Source organism: Corynebacterium sp. HMSC06C06 (assembly GCF_001807295.1).
GTDB classification, from domain to species: domain Bacteria; phylum Actinomycetota; class Actinomycetes; order Mycobacteriales; family Mycobacteriaceae; genus Corynebacterium; species Corynebacterium striatum.
Genome location: NZ_KV788493.1, coordinates 15268 through 30331 on the forward strand (window position 1 = coordinate 15268; position 15064 = coordinate 30331).

General features: G+C 60.7%; 13 protein-coding genes. 3 read left to right on the plus strand and 10 right to left on the minus strand.

Annotation, left to right across the window (positions count from 1 at the left end; genetic code table 11):
- Window positions 1–8 precede the first annotated feature (8 nt).
- Window positions 9–539: an NUDIX hydrolase gene (locus HMPREF3153_RS07135; protein ID WP_070420442.1), complete on the plus strand. Its 531-nt coding sequence runs from the start codon at window positions 9–11 to the stop codon at window positions 537–539.
- A gap of 193 nt (window positions 540–732) precedes the next feature.
- Window positions 733–2367 (plus strand): CTP synthase, encoded by a 1635-nt coding sequence (locus HMPREF3153_RS07140; RefSeq protein WP_070420443.1) that lies wholly within the window; start codon window positions 733–735, stop codon window positions 2365–2367.
- A 122-nt stretch (window positions 2368–2489) separates the two neighbouring features.
- Here the strand turns inward: HMPREF3153_RS07140 and HMPREF3153_RS07145 are convergent, their stop codons facing one another.
- Both HMPREF3153_RS07145 and glnA read right to left on the minus strand, forming a co-directional pair.
- Window positions 2490–2852, minus strand: a complete 363-nt coding sequence (locus HMPREF3153_RS07145; protein ID WP_070420444.1) for a hypothetical protein — start codon at window positions 2850–2852, stop codon at window positions 2490–2492.
- A 151-nt stretch (window positions 2853–3003) separates the two neighbouring features.
- Window positions 3004–4437: a type I glutamate--ammonia ligase gene (gene glnA / locus HMPREF3153_RS07150; RefSeq protein WP_005528611.1), complete on the minus strand. Its 1434-nt coding sequence runs from the start codon at window positions 4435–4437 to the stop codon at window positions 3004–3006.
- Window positions 4438–4588: 151 nt separating this feature from the next.
- Here glnA and HMPREF3153_RS07155 point away from each other — a divergent pair, with 151 nt between their 5' ends.
- Window positions 4589–5062 (plus strand): RDD family protein, encoded by a 474-nt coding sequence (locus HMPREF3153_RS07155; protein WP_046645200.1) that lies wholly within the window; start codon window positions 4589–4591, stop codon window positions 5060–5062.
- A gap of 98 nt (window positions 5063–5160) precedes the next feature.
- Here HMPREF3153_RS07155 and HMPREF3153_RS07160 read toward each other — a convergent pair whose 3' ends face one another.
- From HMPREF3153_RS07160 to sucB, 8 genes are all read right to left on the minus strand, one after another.
- Complete coding sequence (locus tag HMPREF3153_RS07160) at window positions 5161–5943, minus strand: DUF4191 domain-containing protein (RefSeq protein ID WP_046645201.1); 783 nt, start codon at window positions 5941–5943, stop codon at window positions 5161–5163.
- Window positions 5944–5973: 30 nt separating this feature from the next.
- Entirely contained in the window at window positions 5974–7038 is a 1065-nt protein-coding gene (gene lipA, locus HMPREF3153_RS07165) for a lipoyl synthase (RefSeq protein WP_070420445.1), read from the minus strand.
- Between the two features lie 100 nt (window positions 7039–7138).
- Window positions 7139–7966 (minus strand): lipoyl(octanoyl) transferase LipB, encoded by an 828-nt coding sequence (lipB, locus tag HMPREF3153_RS07170; RefSeq protein ID WP_070420446.1) that lies wholly within the window; start codon window positions 7964–7966, stop codon window positions 7139–7141.
- A 109-nt stretch (window positions 7967–8075) separates the two neighbouring features.
- Entirely contained in the window at window positions 8076–8465 is a 390-nt protein-coding gene (gene gcvH, locus HMPREF3153_RS07175) for a glycine cleavage system protein GcvH (RefSeq protein WP_046645203.1), read from the minus strand.
- 105 nt (window positions 8466–8570) lie between these two features.
- The gene (gcvT, locus tag HMPREF3153_RS07180; protein ID WP_070420447.1) at window positions 8571–9683 is read right to left on the minus strand and encodes a glycine cleavage system aminomethyltransferase GcvT; all 1113 of its coding nucleotides are present in this window, start codon (window positions 9681–9683) and stop codon (window positions 8571–8573) included.
- 3 nt (window positions 9684–9686) lie between these two features.
- Window positions 9687–12542: an aminomethyl-transferring glycine dehydrogenase gene (gene gcvP, locus HMPREF3153_RS07185; protein ID WP_070420450.1), complete on the minus strand. Its 2856-nt coding sequence runs from the start codon at window positions 12540–12542 to the stop codon at window positions 9687–9689.
- Window positions 12543–12642: 100 nt separating this feature from the next.
- Window positions 12643–13812, minus strand: coding sequence for an MFS transporter (locus HMPREF3153_RS07190; protein ID WP_070420448.1), 1170 nt, complete (start codon window positions 13810–13812; stop codon window positions 12643–12645).
- A 170-nt stretch (window positions 13813–13982) separates the two neighbouring features.
- Window positions 13983–15064: 2-oxoglutarate dehydrogenase, E2 component, dihydrolipoamide succinyltransferase (sucB, locus tag HMPREF3153_RS07195; protein ID WP_070420449.1), on the minus strand; the 1082-nt coding region annotated here is incomplete at its 5' end.

Below are 15064 nucleotides of genomic sequence, written 5' to 3' on the forward strand. Positions count from 1 at the left end.
TAGATGTCATGGCGACTCCTGACTACATCCTCGCATTGCGTGAAAAAATTGGCCACGACCAACTCTTCCTGCCGGCTTGCACGGCGGTCATCATTCGTGACGTGCCCATGAACGCTGCGCTGTGGGAAGTGCCGTCGGTGCTTCTCGTGCAGCGCGCGGACAATGGGACGTGGGCGCCGGTGGAAGGCATCTGCGAGCCGGGAGAGGAAATCACCACCACAGCGATTCGCGAGGTCAAAGAGGAAATTGGCCTCGATGCGAAGGCTGAGGCGCTGCTCGGAGTAGGTCAGGTTGGGCCGGTTGTTTACGGCAATGGCGACGAGTGCATGTTCATGTCCACCGCCCTGCGTTTGAGTGTTCCGGATGGGGCGGAGCCGGTTGTCTCTGACGAGGAAAACTTGGCGGCGCAGTGGTTCTCGGTGGCGCAGATGCCGGCGTCGCTAAGCGCGCGCAATCGCATGATCATCGGTGATGCAGTTGCCCAAATGAAGCACCCGCAGGGCTTCCACCCGCGTATGGGATTTGTGAAGCGAAATTAGCGTTTCCTGCCGCAGTGAAAAATGCCCTCCTAGCTGCATATCTGTCGTCTGATTGTTTTCTGGGCTGATTCGGTGATAGCCTGAAGATCCGTAGGTCGCCGCGTGAGGCGCCCGCGGATTTTTTGATCGTGGGGTCATAACGTTGCGCATTGCCTGCCGCATTCGCAGTCAAAACTCCCGAAAGGCGCATATCATGCCATCGCGCTCCAGTCAGCAGACCAAGTTCATTTTTGTCACCGGAGGCGTCGTGTCCTCCCTGGGTAAGGGCCTTACGGCGGCGTCGCTGGGCCAACTGCTCATCGCCCGCGGGCTCTCCGTGACCATGCAGAAGCTCGACCCATACCTCAACGTAGACCCAGGAACGATGAATCCGTTTGAGCATGGCGAGGTCTTCGTTACGGAGGACGGCGCTGAGACCGACCTCGACCTTGGCCACTACGAGCGTTTCCTCGACCGCAACCTGAGCAAGAACGCCAACGTGACCACGGGCAAGGTGTACTCATCGGTGATTGCCAAGGAGCGCCGCGGTGAATACTTGGGCAAGACCGTGCAGGTCATCCCGCATATCACGGATGAAATCAAGGACCGCGTGTTAGCCATGGCCGAACCGGATGCTGAGGGCAACGTGCCGGACGTGGTTATCTCTGAAATCGGTGGCACGGTCGGCGACATCGAATCTCAGCCCTTCCTCGAAGCCGCCCGCCAGGTGCGCCACGCGGTAGGACGCGAGAACATCTTCTTCATTCACTGCTCGCTGGTGCCGTACCTGGGCACGTCGGGGGAGCTGAAGACTAAGCCGACCCAGCACTCGGTGGCTGAGCTGCGCTCCATCGGCATTGTGCCGGATGCGGTGGTGCTGCGCTGCGACCGCGTGGTGCCAGATGGCCTGAAGCACAAGATCGCGCTGATGACCGACGTAGACGAGGAAGGCGTAGTGTCCTGCCCAGACTCGCCGTCCATCTATGACATCCCAGAGGTGCTCTACAAGGAGCACCTGGACACCTTCGTCATCCGCAAGCTAGGCCTGCCTTTCCGCGATGTGGATTGGACCCAGTGGGGCGATCTGCTCGATCGCGTGCACAACCCGCAGCGCGAGGTCACCGTGGGCATCGTAGGCAAGTACATTGACCTGCAGGATGCGTATCTGTCGGTGGCGGAGGCTATCCGCCACGCCGCATTTTCCCACCATGCGAAGGCAAACATTAAGTGGATTACCTCAGATGACTGCGAGACCGACGCAGCCGGCCAGCTGGGCGAGCTCGATGCGATTGTGGTGCCGGGCGGCTTTGGCGTGCGCGGGATTGAGGGCAAGATTGCGGCGGTGTCTTATGCCCGTGAGAAGAAGGTTCCTTTCCTGGGCTTGTGCTTGGGACTGCAGTGCACGGTGCTTGAGGCGGCGCGACGGGCGGGTATTTCGGATGCGTCCTCGACGGAGTTCGACCCGAATACGCCATCGCCGGTTATTGCGACGATGGAGGAGCAGCAGGCGGCAGTAGCCGGCGAGGCCGATTTGGGTGGCACCATGCGCTTGGGCGCGTACCCGGCGACGTTGCAGGAAGGCTCCGTTGTTGCTGCGGCCTATGGAGCCACCGAGGTCTCTGAGCGTCACCGCCACCGCTACGAGGTCAACAACGCCTACCGCGAGCAGATTGCTGAGGGCTCCGGCCTCGTATTCTCCGGCACTTCGCCTGATGGAAAGCTGGTGGAGTTTGTTGAGTACCCTGAGCACCCATTCATGGTGGCTACCCAGGCGCACCCGGAGTACAAATCGCGCCCGACGCGTCCGCACCCGCTGTTTAACGGGTTGGTTGCTGCTGCGCTGAGCTAAAAACAGTCGAAAGTGCGCTCAGCGTCAGCGGTTGATGTGCACTTTGACCGTCTTGTGCTGCCTAGGTGGGGTGTTTGGGGCGGAAGGATGGTTCGGACGCAGGTTGGTAGCTGATGCGGAGCTTAGTGGTGCTTGACGACGTCGCGAAGCACGTCTGCGTCCTCGACCACGAAGATGCGGCCGGAGGCGATGGAGTCGAAGACCTCCTCGTAGGAGGTCCACGGATGCGAAGAGTCAACGCAGACTAGGACGGCGTCGTTGACGGTGATGAGTAGTTCACCGCGGGAAGCGAGCGCAAAGAAGAGTTCGCAGTCGGAATAGGCGTAGCGCCAAGCTGTGGCATAGAAGTCACGCGCGCCGGGGAAGGAGGTCTCCAGTAGCAGCGTTGAGGTTAGAAGAAAGATGCCATCGCGCGGCAAAGGCACGAGAATCTCCCTGATCGCAGGCATGTTTGCTTGGGCCAAGGAAACAAAGGTTAAAGGCATAACCTTCACCTTAACGCGCTGAATTCATTTTCTACTGAGATGAGGGGACCGGCGCCGCTGATTGTACGCTCGCAAAGAATCGGAGTCGAAAGCCTGCTAAAACGCCAGAACCCGCGCCCAGAAGCGCGGGTGGTAGCTCTAAACAGAGGGCTTAGCAGTCGTAGTACATTTCAAACTCGAGCGGCGTCGGGCGCAGGCGGGAAGGAGCGATTTCCTTTTCGTTCTTGTACTGCAGGTAGGTCTCGATGAGATCCTCAGTGAATACGTCGCCCTCGGTCAGGAACTCGTTGTCCTCCTCCAGAGCGCGCAGGGAAGCCTCAAGGCTGGTTGGTGCCTGCGGGATGGAAGCCTGCTCTGCCGGTGGCAGCTCGTAAAGGTCTTTGTCGACCGGTGCGTGCGGCTCGATGCGGTTCTTGATGCCGTCCAAGCCAGCCATCATCATGGCTGCGAAACCGAAGTATGGGTTGCCCGATGGATCCGGGGCGCGGAACTCGATGCGTTTTGCCTTTGGGTTGGAGCCGGTGATCGGAATGCGGATCGCCGCAGAGCGGTTGCGCTGGGAGTAAACGAGGTTGATTGGAGCCTCGAAGCCCGGCACAAGGCGGTGGTAGGAGTTCAGGGTTGGGTTGGTAAACGCCAAAACAGCCGGTGCGTGGTGGAGGATACCGCCGATGTAGTAACGAGCGATGTCGGAGAGGCCACCGTAGCCTGCCTCATCGTAGAACAGCGGCTTGCCGTCCTTCCACAGAGACATGTGGGCGTGCATACCGGAGCCGTTGTCGCCAGCCAGTGGCTTTGGCATGAAGGTTGCGGACTTGCCGTACAAAGCAGCGGTGTTTTTGATGATGTACTTGAAGGTCTGGATATCATCAGCCGCGTGCAGCAGGGAGTTGAAGCGGTAGTTGATCTCGTTCTGGCCACCGCCGACCTCGTGGTGGAAACGCTCGATGGTAAATCCTGCCTCCTGCAGGTTGCGTACCATTGCGTCGCGGATTTCGCCGTGCTTATCGACGGGCGCGGTGGGGAAGTAACCACCCTTAATGCGGGTCTTGTAGCCGGTGTTTGGATTGCCATCGAAGTCGGCCTCGTTGCCGCGGTTCCACCAACCCTCGTCGGTGTCTACCTCGTAGAAGCCGTGCTCGACGTCGGTGGAGTAGCGCACGGAGTCGAAGAGGTAGAACTCGGCCTCAGCGCCGAAGTTACAAACGTCAGCGATACCGGTGGAGGCGAGATACTCCTCGGCCTTCATTGCGACGTTGCGTGGGTCGCGGGAGAAGGGCTCCAAGGTGAAAGGATCGTTGACGAAGAACTTGATGTTCAGCGTCTTGGAGGAGCGGAATGGGTCCACTATGGCGGTTGCTGGGTCTGGCAGCAGGGTCATGTCAGACTCATCGATGGAGGTAAAGCCGCGGATCGAGGAGCCGTCGAATGCTAGGCCCTCTTCAGCTGCTTCCATCGTGAATTCAGATGCCGGAATGGAAAAGTGGTGCTCGGTACCGGGGACGTCGGTGAAGCGAATATCGACGAACTCTACGTCCTCTGCCTCAATGAAGTTGACGATCTCCTGGACGGACTCGAAAGACACTGTTTTGTCTCCTCAGGGTTTAGAAAAATGTTCTTTTAGTGAGTTTACCTATTTTGATTGGCGCTCGGACGATAGCCCATCGATCAATAGGTATTTTGGGAGAACTTTTTTGGTTTTCGCTTGTGGCAGCTGGGGCGCTAGATTAGTCAGCATGGCGGATAAGCGAACATGGCTCGATGGGCCCGAGATTCCAGGTGAAAATGATGATTTTGAGGGCCCAGGAAAGTGGCCTGGTGAAAAGCTTGGGCTCCCCGAAAAGGGAGCTGGTGCGTTGGCGCCGGTGGCACGCCGCGCGGGCGCTGTGCTCATCGATTGGATCATGTGCATGTTGCTAGCCAACCTGATCATCATGTTCACCGACGCGCTCGGCGGTGCGGCGTTCTTGGGCTATGCTCTGTGGGTCCTCGTCGGCATTATCTGTGGCTGGCTCTTCGCACGCACCCCCGGCATGTTGGTGCTCGGCATGGGCGTGGCGCGTCTTGATGTCCCCGGTGAGCGCGTGGGATTCTGGCGCGCGGCAGCGCGCACCATCCTCACCGGCTTCCTCTTTCCGGCCGCAATGGTCGATACCGACGGCCGCGGTATCCACGACCGCGCAACCGGCACCGCAGTGATCATGGTCTAGTTCTTCTATCTTGCGGCGTCGCCAAGCGGCTCCTACAAATACCAAAAACCGGCCCTTTCCTTGGTGGATTCCAAGGAAAGGGCCGGTTTGCACAAGTATTATTTGCCCTTGCGCTGCTGTGCGCGGCGCAAGCGGCGGTTCATGCCAGCCATGTTCTGCGCCTGGCGTGGCATCGGGCCCTTCGGCAGACCCGGGGTGGTGCCTGGCAGGTCATCCATGGCCTCAATCTTGCGGATGTTTGCGTAAGTCTCATCCTTTTTGAAGTTGCGCGGGAACTTCATCACGTGATTGCGCAGCTTGGATACTGGAACCTCGTCCTCGCCGTTGCCAACCCAGACCTCGTAGACCGGCACGCCACCGGCGAGCTTGTCCACGCGCTTCTTCAGCGTGTTGAGAACTGGGGTTAGACGCTTGCGGTCACCCTCGCAGACGAAGATGACGCCGGCGTTGCCGATAACACGGTGGATGAGGTCCTGGTGGCGAGTAACGCCAACCGCAGTCTTGACCTTCCAGACGATGCCCACGGTGTTGCGCAGCTGCTGCTCCAGAGCCCAGCCAGCCACACCTGGCTGATCCTCAACCTTCTTGTACATGTCGCGCTCAAGACGGCGGGTGAACAGCCACATCGCGAGCAGGGCGCCGATGCCCAGACCTAGGATGAGCATGAACCACTGGCCGTTGAAGAGCAGGCCGATAAGGAAGAAAAGCAGGCCCATTCCGAGGAAAGCGGCGAGCATGATCGGGATCAGCGCCTTGTCCTGCTTGCGTTGCATGTTGAACGCTTGCCACATCTGGGAGCGGGTTTGCTTGCGCTGCTCGCGTTTCGCGGCGCGCTCTTGCTTCTTTGCAGCCTTCAGGCTTGCCTTATCGTCTTGTGCCATGGTTCCTACTTTAAAGGTCGGCGCTGCTAATTACCGAATTGCAGCAGCGGCGGAGTTGGCGTTAGCCGGGGTCTTGGCCATGCGCGTGGTCACAGGGGTCTCCTCTGAAGGGCCGTACTTCTCAAGCAGCGTGGAAGCTTCCTGCGCAGTTGCGCCCTGGGAGGTCTCAGCGAGGTGCTTGAGATTATCCGGAAGCTCGAAGCCGCGTGCTTCCATAGCCTGCACGTACAGGCGGCCAGCGCGGTAGGAGGAACGGACCAGTGGGCCGGACATGACGCCGCCGAAGCCGAGTTCCTTAGCTAGCTTGGAGTGCTCCACGAACTCCTCTGGGCGTACCCAGCGCTCGATTGGGTGGAAGCGCGGGCCTGGGCGCAGGTACTGGGTAATGGTGATGATGTCGCAGCCAGCAGAGCGCAGATCACGCAGTGCTTCTTCGATCTCATCCTTGGTCTCGCCCATGCCCAGGATCAGGTTGGACTTGGTGATGAGACCAAAGTCGTGAGCCTGGCGAATGACGTCGAGGGAACGCTCGTAGCGGAAGGCTGGGCGGATGCGCTTGAAGATACGCGGCACGGTCTCCAGGTTGTGAGCGAAGACCTCAGGGCGAGCCTCGAAGACCTCCTGCAGAAGGTCCGGCTTGCCGGAGAAGTCGGGGGTCAGGTTTTCCACACCGGTGCGCGGGTTGAGCTCGTGAATCTTGCGCACGACCTCGGCGTAGAGCCACGCGCCTTCATCCGACAGATCGTCGCGGGTCACGCCCGTGATGGTGGTGTAGTTGAGATCCATCTCCTGGATGTTTTCTGCAACGCGGCGCGGCTCGTCGCGGTCCAACTCCGCCGGCTTACCGGTGGCGATGTCGCAGAAATCGCAGCGGCGGGTGCACTTGTCGCCACCGATGAGGAAGGTGGCCTCGCGCGATTCCCAGCACTCGTGGATATTCGGGCAACCAGCCTCCTGGCACACGGTGTGCAGGGAAGCGCCGGACACGCGGGACTTCATGTCCTCGTAGCCCGGGCCGGTGCGGACCTGGTTGCGGATCCAGCGAGGCTTCTGTTCGATGGGGGATTCCGCATTCTTCTTCTCAATGCGGAGCATCTTGCGTCCTTCAGGCTTAACAGTCACGAAAACTCACTCTACGGGGTCGGAATTGTCTCTAACTAATACAAATGGGGCGTGTGGCGGAATATTCCGCTTTTTATTCGGGTTTATTTACACCGCTCTGTTGCGCCTGTGCGAGGCGCTTTTGCCGGGCCTTTTCATTCGCCACTTTGATGGGGTCAGGTGCCGAGGCGAATGAGTGGTCTGCGACGGTGAGCTCACCGGAAAGCGCGCGCTCGAGGGCGTCGAGAAGCGGTGCGGAAGCCTCCTCCATGGTGACCTCGCGGCCGAGCTCCAAGCTCAAGGTGGTGACGTCGGCGTCGTCGATGCCGCAGGCGACGATGTGGTCGTAGTACTCCAGCGTGTTGGTGCAGTTCAGCGCTAGGCCGTGCATGGTCACGCCGCGGGTGATGCGAATGCCCAGGGCAGCAATCTTGCGGTCGCGGGTCGGCGCCTGCGGATCGGCAGCACGAGTGGTCGATGGCACCCACACACCTGAGCGGCCGTCCACGCGCCCAGCGGTGACAACGCCGAGTTCGCGCACGGTCTGAATGATGGCCTCTTCGAGGCGGCGAACGTAATCCACGACGTCGACTGGCTCTGCTAGCTTGAGGATCGGATAGACCACCAGCTGGCCCTCGCCGTGCCAGGTGATGCGCCCGCCGCGGTCCACGGTGATGACGGGCAGACCATTGTCCGGCATATCCTCCGGCTGGGTGCGCTTGCCCGCGGTATAGATGTTCGGGTGCTCTACCACCAAGATGACATCGCCGTGCTCACCAGCAGCGCGCTTGGCAGCCAGGTCGGCTTGCAGGTCCCACGCCTCTTGATAGTCCATGCGGCCGAGATGGCGGATTTCCAGGGGCTCTTCAGACGCGCGGATGGAACGGTCAGCGGGGAAGAAAGGCTCGCGAGGAGCAGTCATTCGGGATGCTTCCTTTGGTTGTTTAGAACTGATTCGCTACTCATACTGCCACCGAAAGTCGGGCATGCATAAGGCGGGAGGAAATCCCCTCCCGCCTTATGCGTTGTGACTAGACGCCGTTTGCGGCAGCGTACTCGTCAGCGGTCATCAGTTCGCCGGTCTCGGAGACCTCGACCTCGAAGAGCCAGCCCTCTCCGAATGGGTCGTTGTTGATGACTGCGTAGTCATCGTGCACGGCCTCGTTGACGGCGGTAACGGTGCCGGTTACTGGGGAGTAGAGGTCAGAGACAGACTTGGTGGACTCGACCTCGCCACAGGTGTCGCCAGCGGTGACGGTGTCACCAACTGCCGGCAGCTCGGCGAAGACGACCTCGCCCAGGCGGTCCGCAGCCACGGAGGTAATGCCAATGCGAACGGTGTTGCCGGTAGCGGCATCAGCGGAGGAGTTGATCCACTCGTGGTCCTCGGAGTAGGAGAAATCTGCAGGAAGGTTAGCCATGGTGGTGGGGTCCTTTCAAGGTATAAGCCTAGACGCGGCCGAACAGCGCCATGCGGCTGTTCGGTGCTTGCCTAGTTATCTTAACGGTTGAGACGGTAGCGCGGATTATTTTTCGCGCTTGTAGAACGGAAGTGCTGCGACGGTGAATGGGTAGCGCTTGCCCCGGATGTCGACCTCGACGGCGTCGCCGGCCTGCAGGTTCGCGCTGGTGTCCAGCAAAGCAATGGCAACCGGGTGGCCCAGGGTCGGGGAAGGTTGACCGGAGGTTACAGAGCCCACCTTGGTCTCGCCCACGAAGACCTCGGAGCCGGCACGGGCAGCGCGGCGCTGCTCAGAGACCAAACCGGTGATAGCAACCTGTGGACCCTCTTCGGCACGCTGACGCACGACGTCCGCGCCCACGAAGTCGGCTTCCTTCTTGGCAAAAGCACGCGCCATGCCGGCCTCTACCGGGGTGATGTCGCGGGAGAGCTCGTTGCCATAGAGCGGCATGCCGGCCTCCAAGCGCAGGGAGTCACGAGCAGCCAGACCACACGGGCGGATGTCGTACTCAGCGCCAGCCTTGAGCAGCTCCTGCCACAGCTCTGGGGCGTCGGAGTTGTAGACGATGAGCTCGAAGCCGTCCTCACCGGTGTAACCGGTACGGCAGATGAAGGCATACTTGCGGGCGACCTTGCCCGTCATCGCTGCGTAGTACGGCAGCTCCATGACGGCTTCCTGCTTGGTGTCCTCGACCAGCGGGATGAGAATCTCCGCAGCTTTCGGGCCCTGTACTGCGATCATGGCGACGTCGCGGGACTCGTTGTTGAGGTCCACATCGAAGCCCTCAGCGCGCTCGTTGAGTGCCTCCCAGACCACGTCGGCGTTGCCGGCGTTTGGCACGACCAGGAACTTGGTCTCGTCTAAGCGGTAGGTGATGAGGTCATCGATGATTCCGCCGTCTTCGGCACAGATCATCGAGTACTTTGCTTTGCCCACCTTGAGGTTGGTCAGGTCGGAGATGAAGCTGTAGGACAAGAACTTGGCAGCGTCTTTACCGTTGACCCAAATCTCGCCCATGTGGGAAAGATCGAATAGGCCAGCGGAGTTGCGCACCGCGCGGTGCTCTTCCAATTCGTTGTCGTACTTCAGCGGCATGTTCCACGGGCCGAAAGCCGTAAAGGATGCGCCAAGCTTTTCATGCTCTGCATGCAGCGGGGAGTTGAGCAATTCAGTCATTGTTTAGTCCTCTTCAGTCAGATCGAAAGCCTCTGGTGGCGGGCAGGCGCACACGAGGTTGCGGTCACCGTAAGCCTCGTCGATGCGGCGCACCGGCGGGAAGTACTTGTTGGCACGCAGGGAAGCAACTGGGTAGGCAGCTTCCTGGCGGGTAAAGCCGTAGTTCCACTCGTCGGATGCGACGGACGCAGCGGTGTACGGAGCGTTGTGGATGACGGATGCCTCGTACTCGACCTTGCCGTCGATGATGTCCTGGATTTCCGCGCGGATGGAGCGCATAGCCTCGATGAAGCGGTCTAGCTCGGCCAAGTCCTCGGATTCGGTCGGCTCGACCATCAGGGTGCCAGCCACCGGGAAGGACAGGGTCGGTGCGTGGAAGCCGTAGTCCACGAGGCGCTTTGCCACATCGGCCGCGGTGACGCCGGAGGCGTCGGTCAGGTCGCGCAGGTCGAAGATACATTCGTGCGCCACGAGGCCCTCGTTGCCGGTGTAGAGAACCGGGAAGGAATCCTGCAGGGACTTAGCCAGGTAGTTAGCGCCCAGGATTGCGTGGCTGGTGGCCTGCGCGACGCCCTCGGAGCCCACCATGGCCAGGTATGCCCACGAAATCGGCAGCACGCCGGCGGAGCCGTACTGGCTGGCGGTGGAGGGAACGCCGTGCTCGGTCGGGGTCGGCTGGGCCGGATCGATGGAGGCGTCGTTGGCGTTGGTCGGTAGGAAGGGCACTAAGTGCTTGGCGACGCCCACCGGGCCAACGCCCGGTCCACCGCCACCATGCGGGATGGTGAAGGTCTTGTGCAGGTTGAGGTGGGAGACATCGCCACCGAACTCGCCGGGGCGTGCCCAACCGGTCAGAGCGTTCATGTTTGCGCCGTCGATGTAGACCTGGCCGCCAGCAGCGTGGACCTTGTCGCACACGTCGCGGACCTCGGGGTCGAACACGCCGTGGGTGGATGGGTAAGTGATCATGATGCCGGCGATGTGCTCACCGTGCTGTTCGATCTTGGCATCCAGGTCTGCCAGGTCGATGGAGCCATCGTCTGCGGTAGCAACGACGACCACCCGCAGGTTAGCCAAGGTAGCAGAGGCCGCGTTGGTGCCGTGTGCGGAAGATGGGATGAGGATGACGTCGCGGCCAGAGTCTCCGTTGGCAACGTGGTAGCGGCGGATGGCCAGCAGGCCGGCCAGCTCACCCTGGGAACCAGCGTTGGGCTGGATGGAGACCTTTGCATACCCGGTCAGCTCAGCGAGCCAGCCCTCGAGTTCCTCGATGAGGGCGCGCCAGCCTGCGGTGGTCTCTTCCGGTGCGTATGGGTGGATGCCCGCGAACTCTGGCCAGGAGATGGGCTCCATGGCGGCAGTGGGGTTGAGCTTCATGGTGCACGAACCCAGCGGAATCATGGTGCGGTCCAGAGCCAGGTCCTTGTCCGCCAGGGTGCGCAGGTAGCGAAGCATCTGGGTTTCGGAGTGGAGGGAGTTGAAGATCTCGTGCTCCAGCGGAGCCTCGGCGCGGACGAGCGCGGAAGGCAGGGCATTAACGGCGGACTCGGCGTTGTCCTTGTCTGCGGACTCTGCGCCGAATGCGGCGGCGAGCTTGGCGACGTCGTCAAGCGTTGCGGACTCACCAAAGGAGACGGAGATCTTCTCGGAGCCGATAGCGCGCACGAGGTACCCCTGTTGTTGAAGGGATGCCTTGATGCCTGCGGCGTCGACGCCGGTGACAGTGACGGTGTCGAAGAACTCGTCAGCGACCAGGGTCTTGCCTGCGCCCTTTACGGCAGCGGCGAAGGAAGCGGCGAGCCCGTGAACGTGCTCAGCGATCTTCTTCAGGCCTTCTGGACCGTGGTAGACAGCGTACATGGACGCTACGTTGGCCAACAGCGCCTGCGCGGTACAGATGTTGGAGGTAGCGCGTTCACGGCGGATATGCTGCTCACGGGTCTGCAGGGCCAGGCGGTACGCCGGGCGGCCCTCGGCGTCCTTGGAAACGCCGACCAAGCGGCCAGGCATCTGGCGCTTGAGCTTGTCGGTGACAGCCATGAATGCCGCGTGCGGGCCACCGAAGAACAGTGGAACGCCGAAGCGCTGCGTGGAGCCGATGACGATGTCAGCGCCCAGCTTGCCCGGTGCCTCCAGAAGGAGGAGGGAGAGCGGATCGGCCACGATGGTGGCTACTGCGCCGCGGGTGTGCAGCTCCTCGATGACACCGCGTGGGTCGTAAATGTCGCCCTCGGTGCCGGTGTACGCAATGACGGCGCCGATGAGGTCTTCGCCCACGAGGCCCTCGCGGATATCGAGGATTTCCACCTCGAGTTCGATGGCGCGAGCGCGCTCCGCCGCCACAGCGAGCACCTGCGGATGTAGGCGGGAGTCCAGGATGACGCGGCGGCCCTTCTTGACCGCGCGGGACATTAGGCCGACTGCTTCAGCGGTGGCGGATGCCTCGTCCAGCAGGGAAGCGTTGGCGATGGGCAGACCAGTCAGGGATTCGATCATGGTCTGGAAGTTCAGAAGTGCTTCCAGGCGGCCCTGGGAGATCTCCGGCTGGTACGGGGTATAAGCGGTGTACCAACCAGCGTCCTCCAGCAGGCCGCGGCGGATGACGGCCGGGGTAAGCGTATCGGAGTAGCCCTGGCCATAGAAGGACTTCAACACGATGTTCTGGCTGGCGTATTCGCGCAGCTTGTCCTGCGCTGCATTTTCGCTCAGCGCATCAGGCAGGGCTGGTGCCGATGCGGCGCGGATGGTGGTGGGCAGGGCAGCGTCGACAAGAGCGTCGATGCTGTTGTACCCCAGTGCGTTGAGCATCGTCGCTTGCTCGGAAGAATTTGGTCCGAGGTGGCGCGAGATGAAATCCATAAGTTCAATCTCCTTTGAAAGAAGCTCCGTGAAGGACGTCATGGTGAATGCCTAAAACATGGCCTAAACCGGAATTAAGTATAAGGCCTGTTGCTGTGGCCTAAACTCGTTTACCCCTACCGAGTTCCCTAAGCCACACTGTTGTTAATAGTGCAATGACAACACCACACATAAAAGTGGCCGAATAGCCCACTGCTGGACCCAGTCTTGACAAGATGAACGGCGCGAAAAAGCCAAGATAAGTCAGTGAATAGAACACCCCCGTTGCTGCCCCCAACTCTTTTGGATCGGCTAAAGATTGAGTTTGGGCGAGTCCGGTGAGCATCGTGATGCCATAGGCACTGCCCATCACGATGGCGATGAACGGGAGTAGCCACAGCGTCCAGCTTTCAGTGCGCTGTGTGGCGAGCAGCAAGCACAACGCCATGCCGATGGCTGCAAGGAACATTCCGTGAGCCGCGGTGAAGTGAAAGCGCCCTGCGAGACGCTGAGTGGCGACGCCGGTGCCCATGGTCAGGAAAGCGATGGCGCCAGTGAGCAGGACTGGATGCGCGGAATGCTCGCTGAGCAATGCAGGCATGAACACCAAACCAGTGGTGGCGGTGCCGAATACCCACGGCGCATAAACGGCGACTGGAAGAAAACGCCGGCTAAATAGGCTGCGTGGGACCCAGACCCGATGGGCAGCGCGGGTAGCGGCGGCTTGGGCGCTCGGGCAGTGATCGGCTGGAGTAGTCCACACCAATGGAATGATGAGGATAGCTAGGCTGACTGGTGCGAGGAAGGGGAGCAGCGTTGGGGCGGGCGCGAATTCGGCGAGCAGTCCGCAGACACCGGGTGCGAGGGAGAAGCCAAGGGAAAGAGAGATAGAGGAGCGGCGTGCACCGGTGACAGCGGAGGTGCTGAGCTCCTTGAGCCATGCAGCGCCGGAGCACATCGCCAGGCCCACTGCGGCGCCAATGATGAGGCGGCCTACCAGGAGCACAAGAAAGCTACCCGAGTTTCCGAGCATCAGCACCAGCGAGCCAACCAGCGTGCACGCCACGGCAGGGCGCATTATGGTTTTCCGGCCAAGAGAGTCTGATAGTGGGCCGCCTAGGAAGAGCGCCACCATGAGCCCGAGGGCGTAGACACCGAAGAGGAACGATGACTGACTAAAACTCAGGCCCGCCTTCAGCTGATAGACCACGACCATGGGCGCGAAGAAATTGGCGCCAAAAGCCACAAGGAACATGCCTAAGGCAACGCGGAACCAATCTGAACGCAGCATGCGTCACAGTATATAGTGTCGTGTCTCACATTAGAGATTGGGGGGACAAGTCTTAGCGGGCGAAATCTAGCGGGCAGAATCTGGCGGTCATGAAAACACCTACGGCCCCTTCGCACCCAGCAGATGTGGGGGGAGCGAAGGGGCCGTGACCCTTAAGCGGGAATCAGGACTTAGATGTCGAGGTCAGCTGCGAAATCAGCGGTCTCGAGGCGGTCCTTGATGGTGGTGATGAAGCGGCCTGCGTCAGCACCGTCGACGACCTGGTGGTCGTAGGTGAATGGCAGGTAGCACATGTGGCGGATGGCGATTGCATCCTGGCCGTTCTCGTTCACGACAACCGCACGCTTGGTGATAGCAGCGGTGCCGAGGATGCCAGCCTGTGGCGGAACCAGAATTGGGGTATCCAGCAGCGCGCCTTCAGAGCCGATGTTGGTGACGGTGAAGGTTGCACCGGTCAGATCGTTTGGCTTCAGCTTGTTGTTGCGTGCCTTGTCAGCCAGCTCAGCGATTGCCTTGGCAATCTCCGGCAGGGTGAGGTCCTGTGCCTTGTGGATGACCGGGGTGAGCAGGCCACGTGGGGTATCAACTGCGATGGCCACGTTGACGTCTGCGTGGTAGGTCATTTCCTTGGTCTCAGGGTTGTAGGAAGCATTGACGTTCGGGTGGGAAACCAGAGCCTCAACGGTTGCCTTAACGATGAACGGCAGGAAGGACAGGTTTGCCTCGTACTTTTCGATGAAGGCCTGCTTGGACTGCTTGCGCAGATCCCAGATGGCGGTCATGTCGACTTCCTGGACGTGGGTGAGCTGGGCAGAAATCTGCAGTGCCTCGACCATCTTTGCAGCGGTGATTTCGCGGATGCGGTTGACCTTCTGCGTGGTGCCGATGAGCTCCTGCTTTTCTGGGTCGACAGACTTGGTGGACCAGCGAGCGCGAGTATCGGTGGAGCCTGCGTGTGCGGAAGCCGGAGCCTCGCCCTCGCCAGCAGCAGCCAGAACATCCTGCTTGCGGATGCGGCCGCCGACGCCGGTGCCGGAGACAGTGGAGAGGTCTACGCCGTGCTTCTCAGCCAGCTTGCGGACCAGCGGGGTGACGTAAGGAACGTCGTCGCCGTTGTTGATCTTGGTGGAGCCCTCAGAAACTGCAGGCTTGGAGTCAGAAGCTGCTGGTGCGGACTTCTCTTCCTTCTCCTCGACCTTAGGCTCTGCCTTTTCTTCTGCCTTAGGCTCAGACTTCTCTTCTGCCTTTGGCT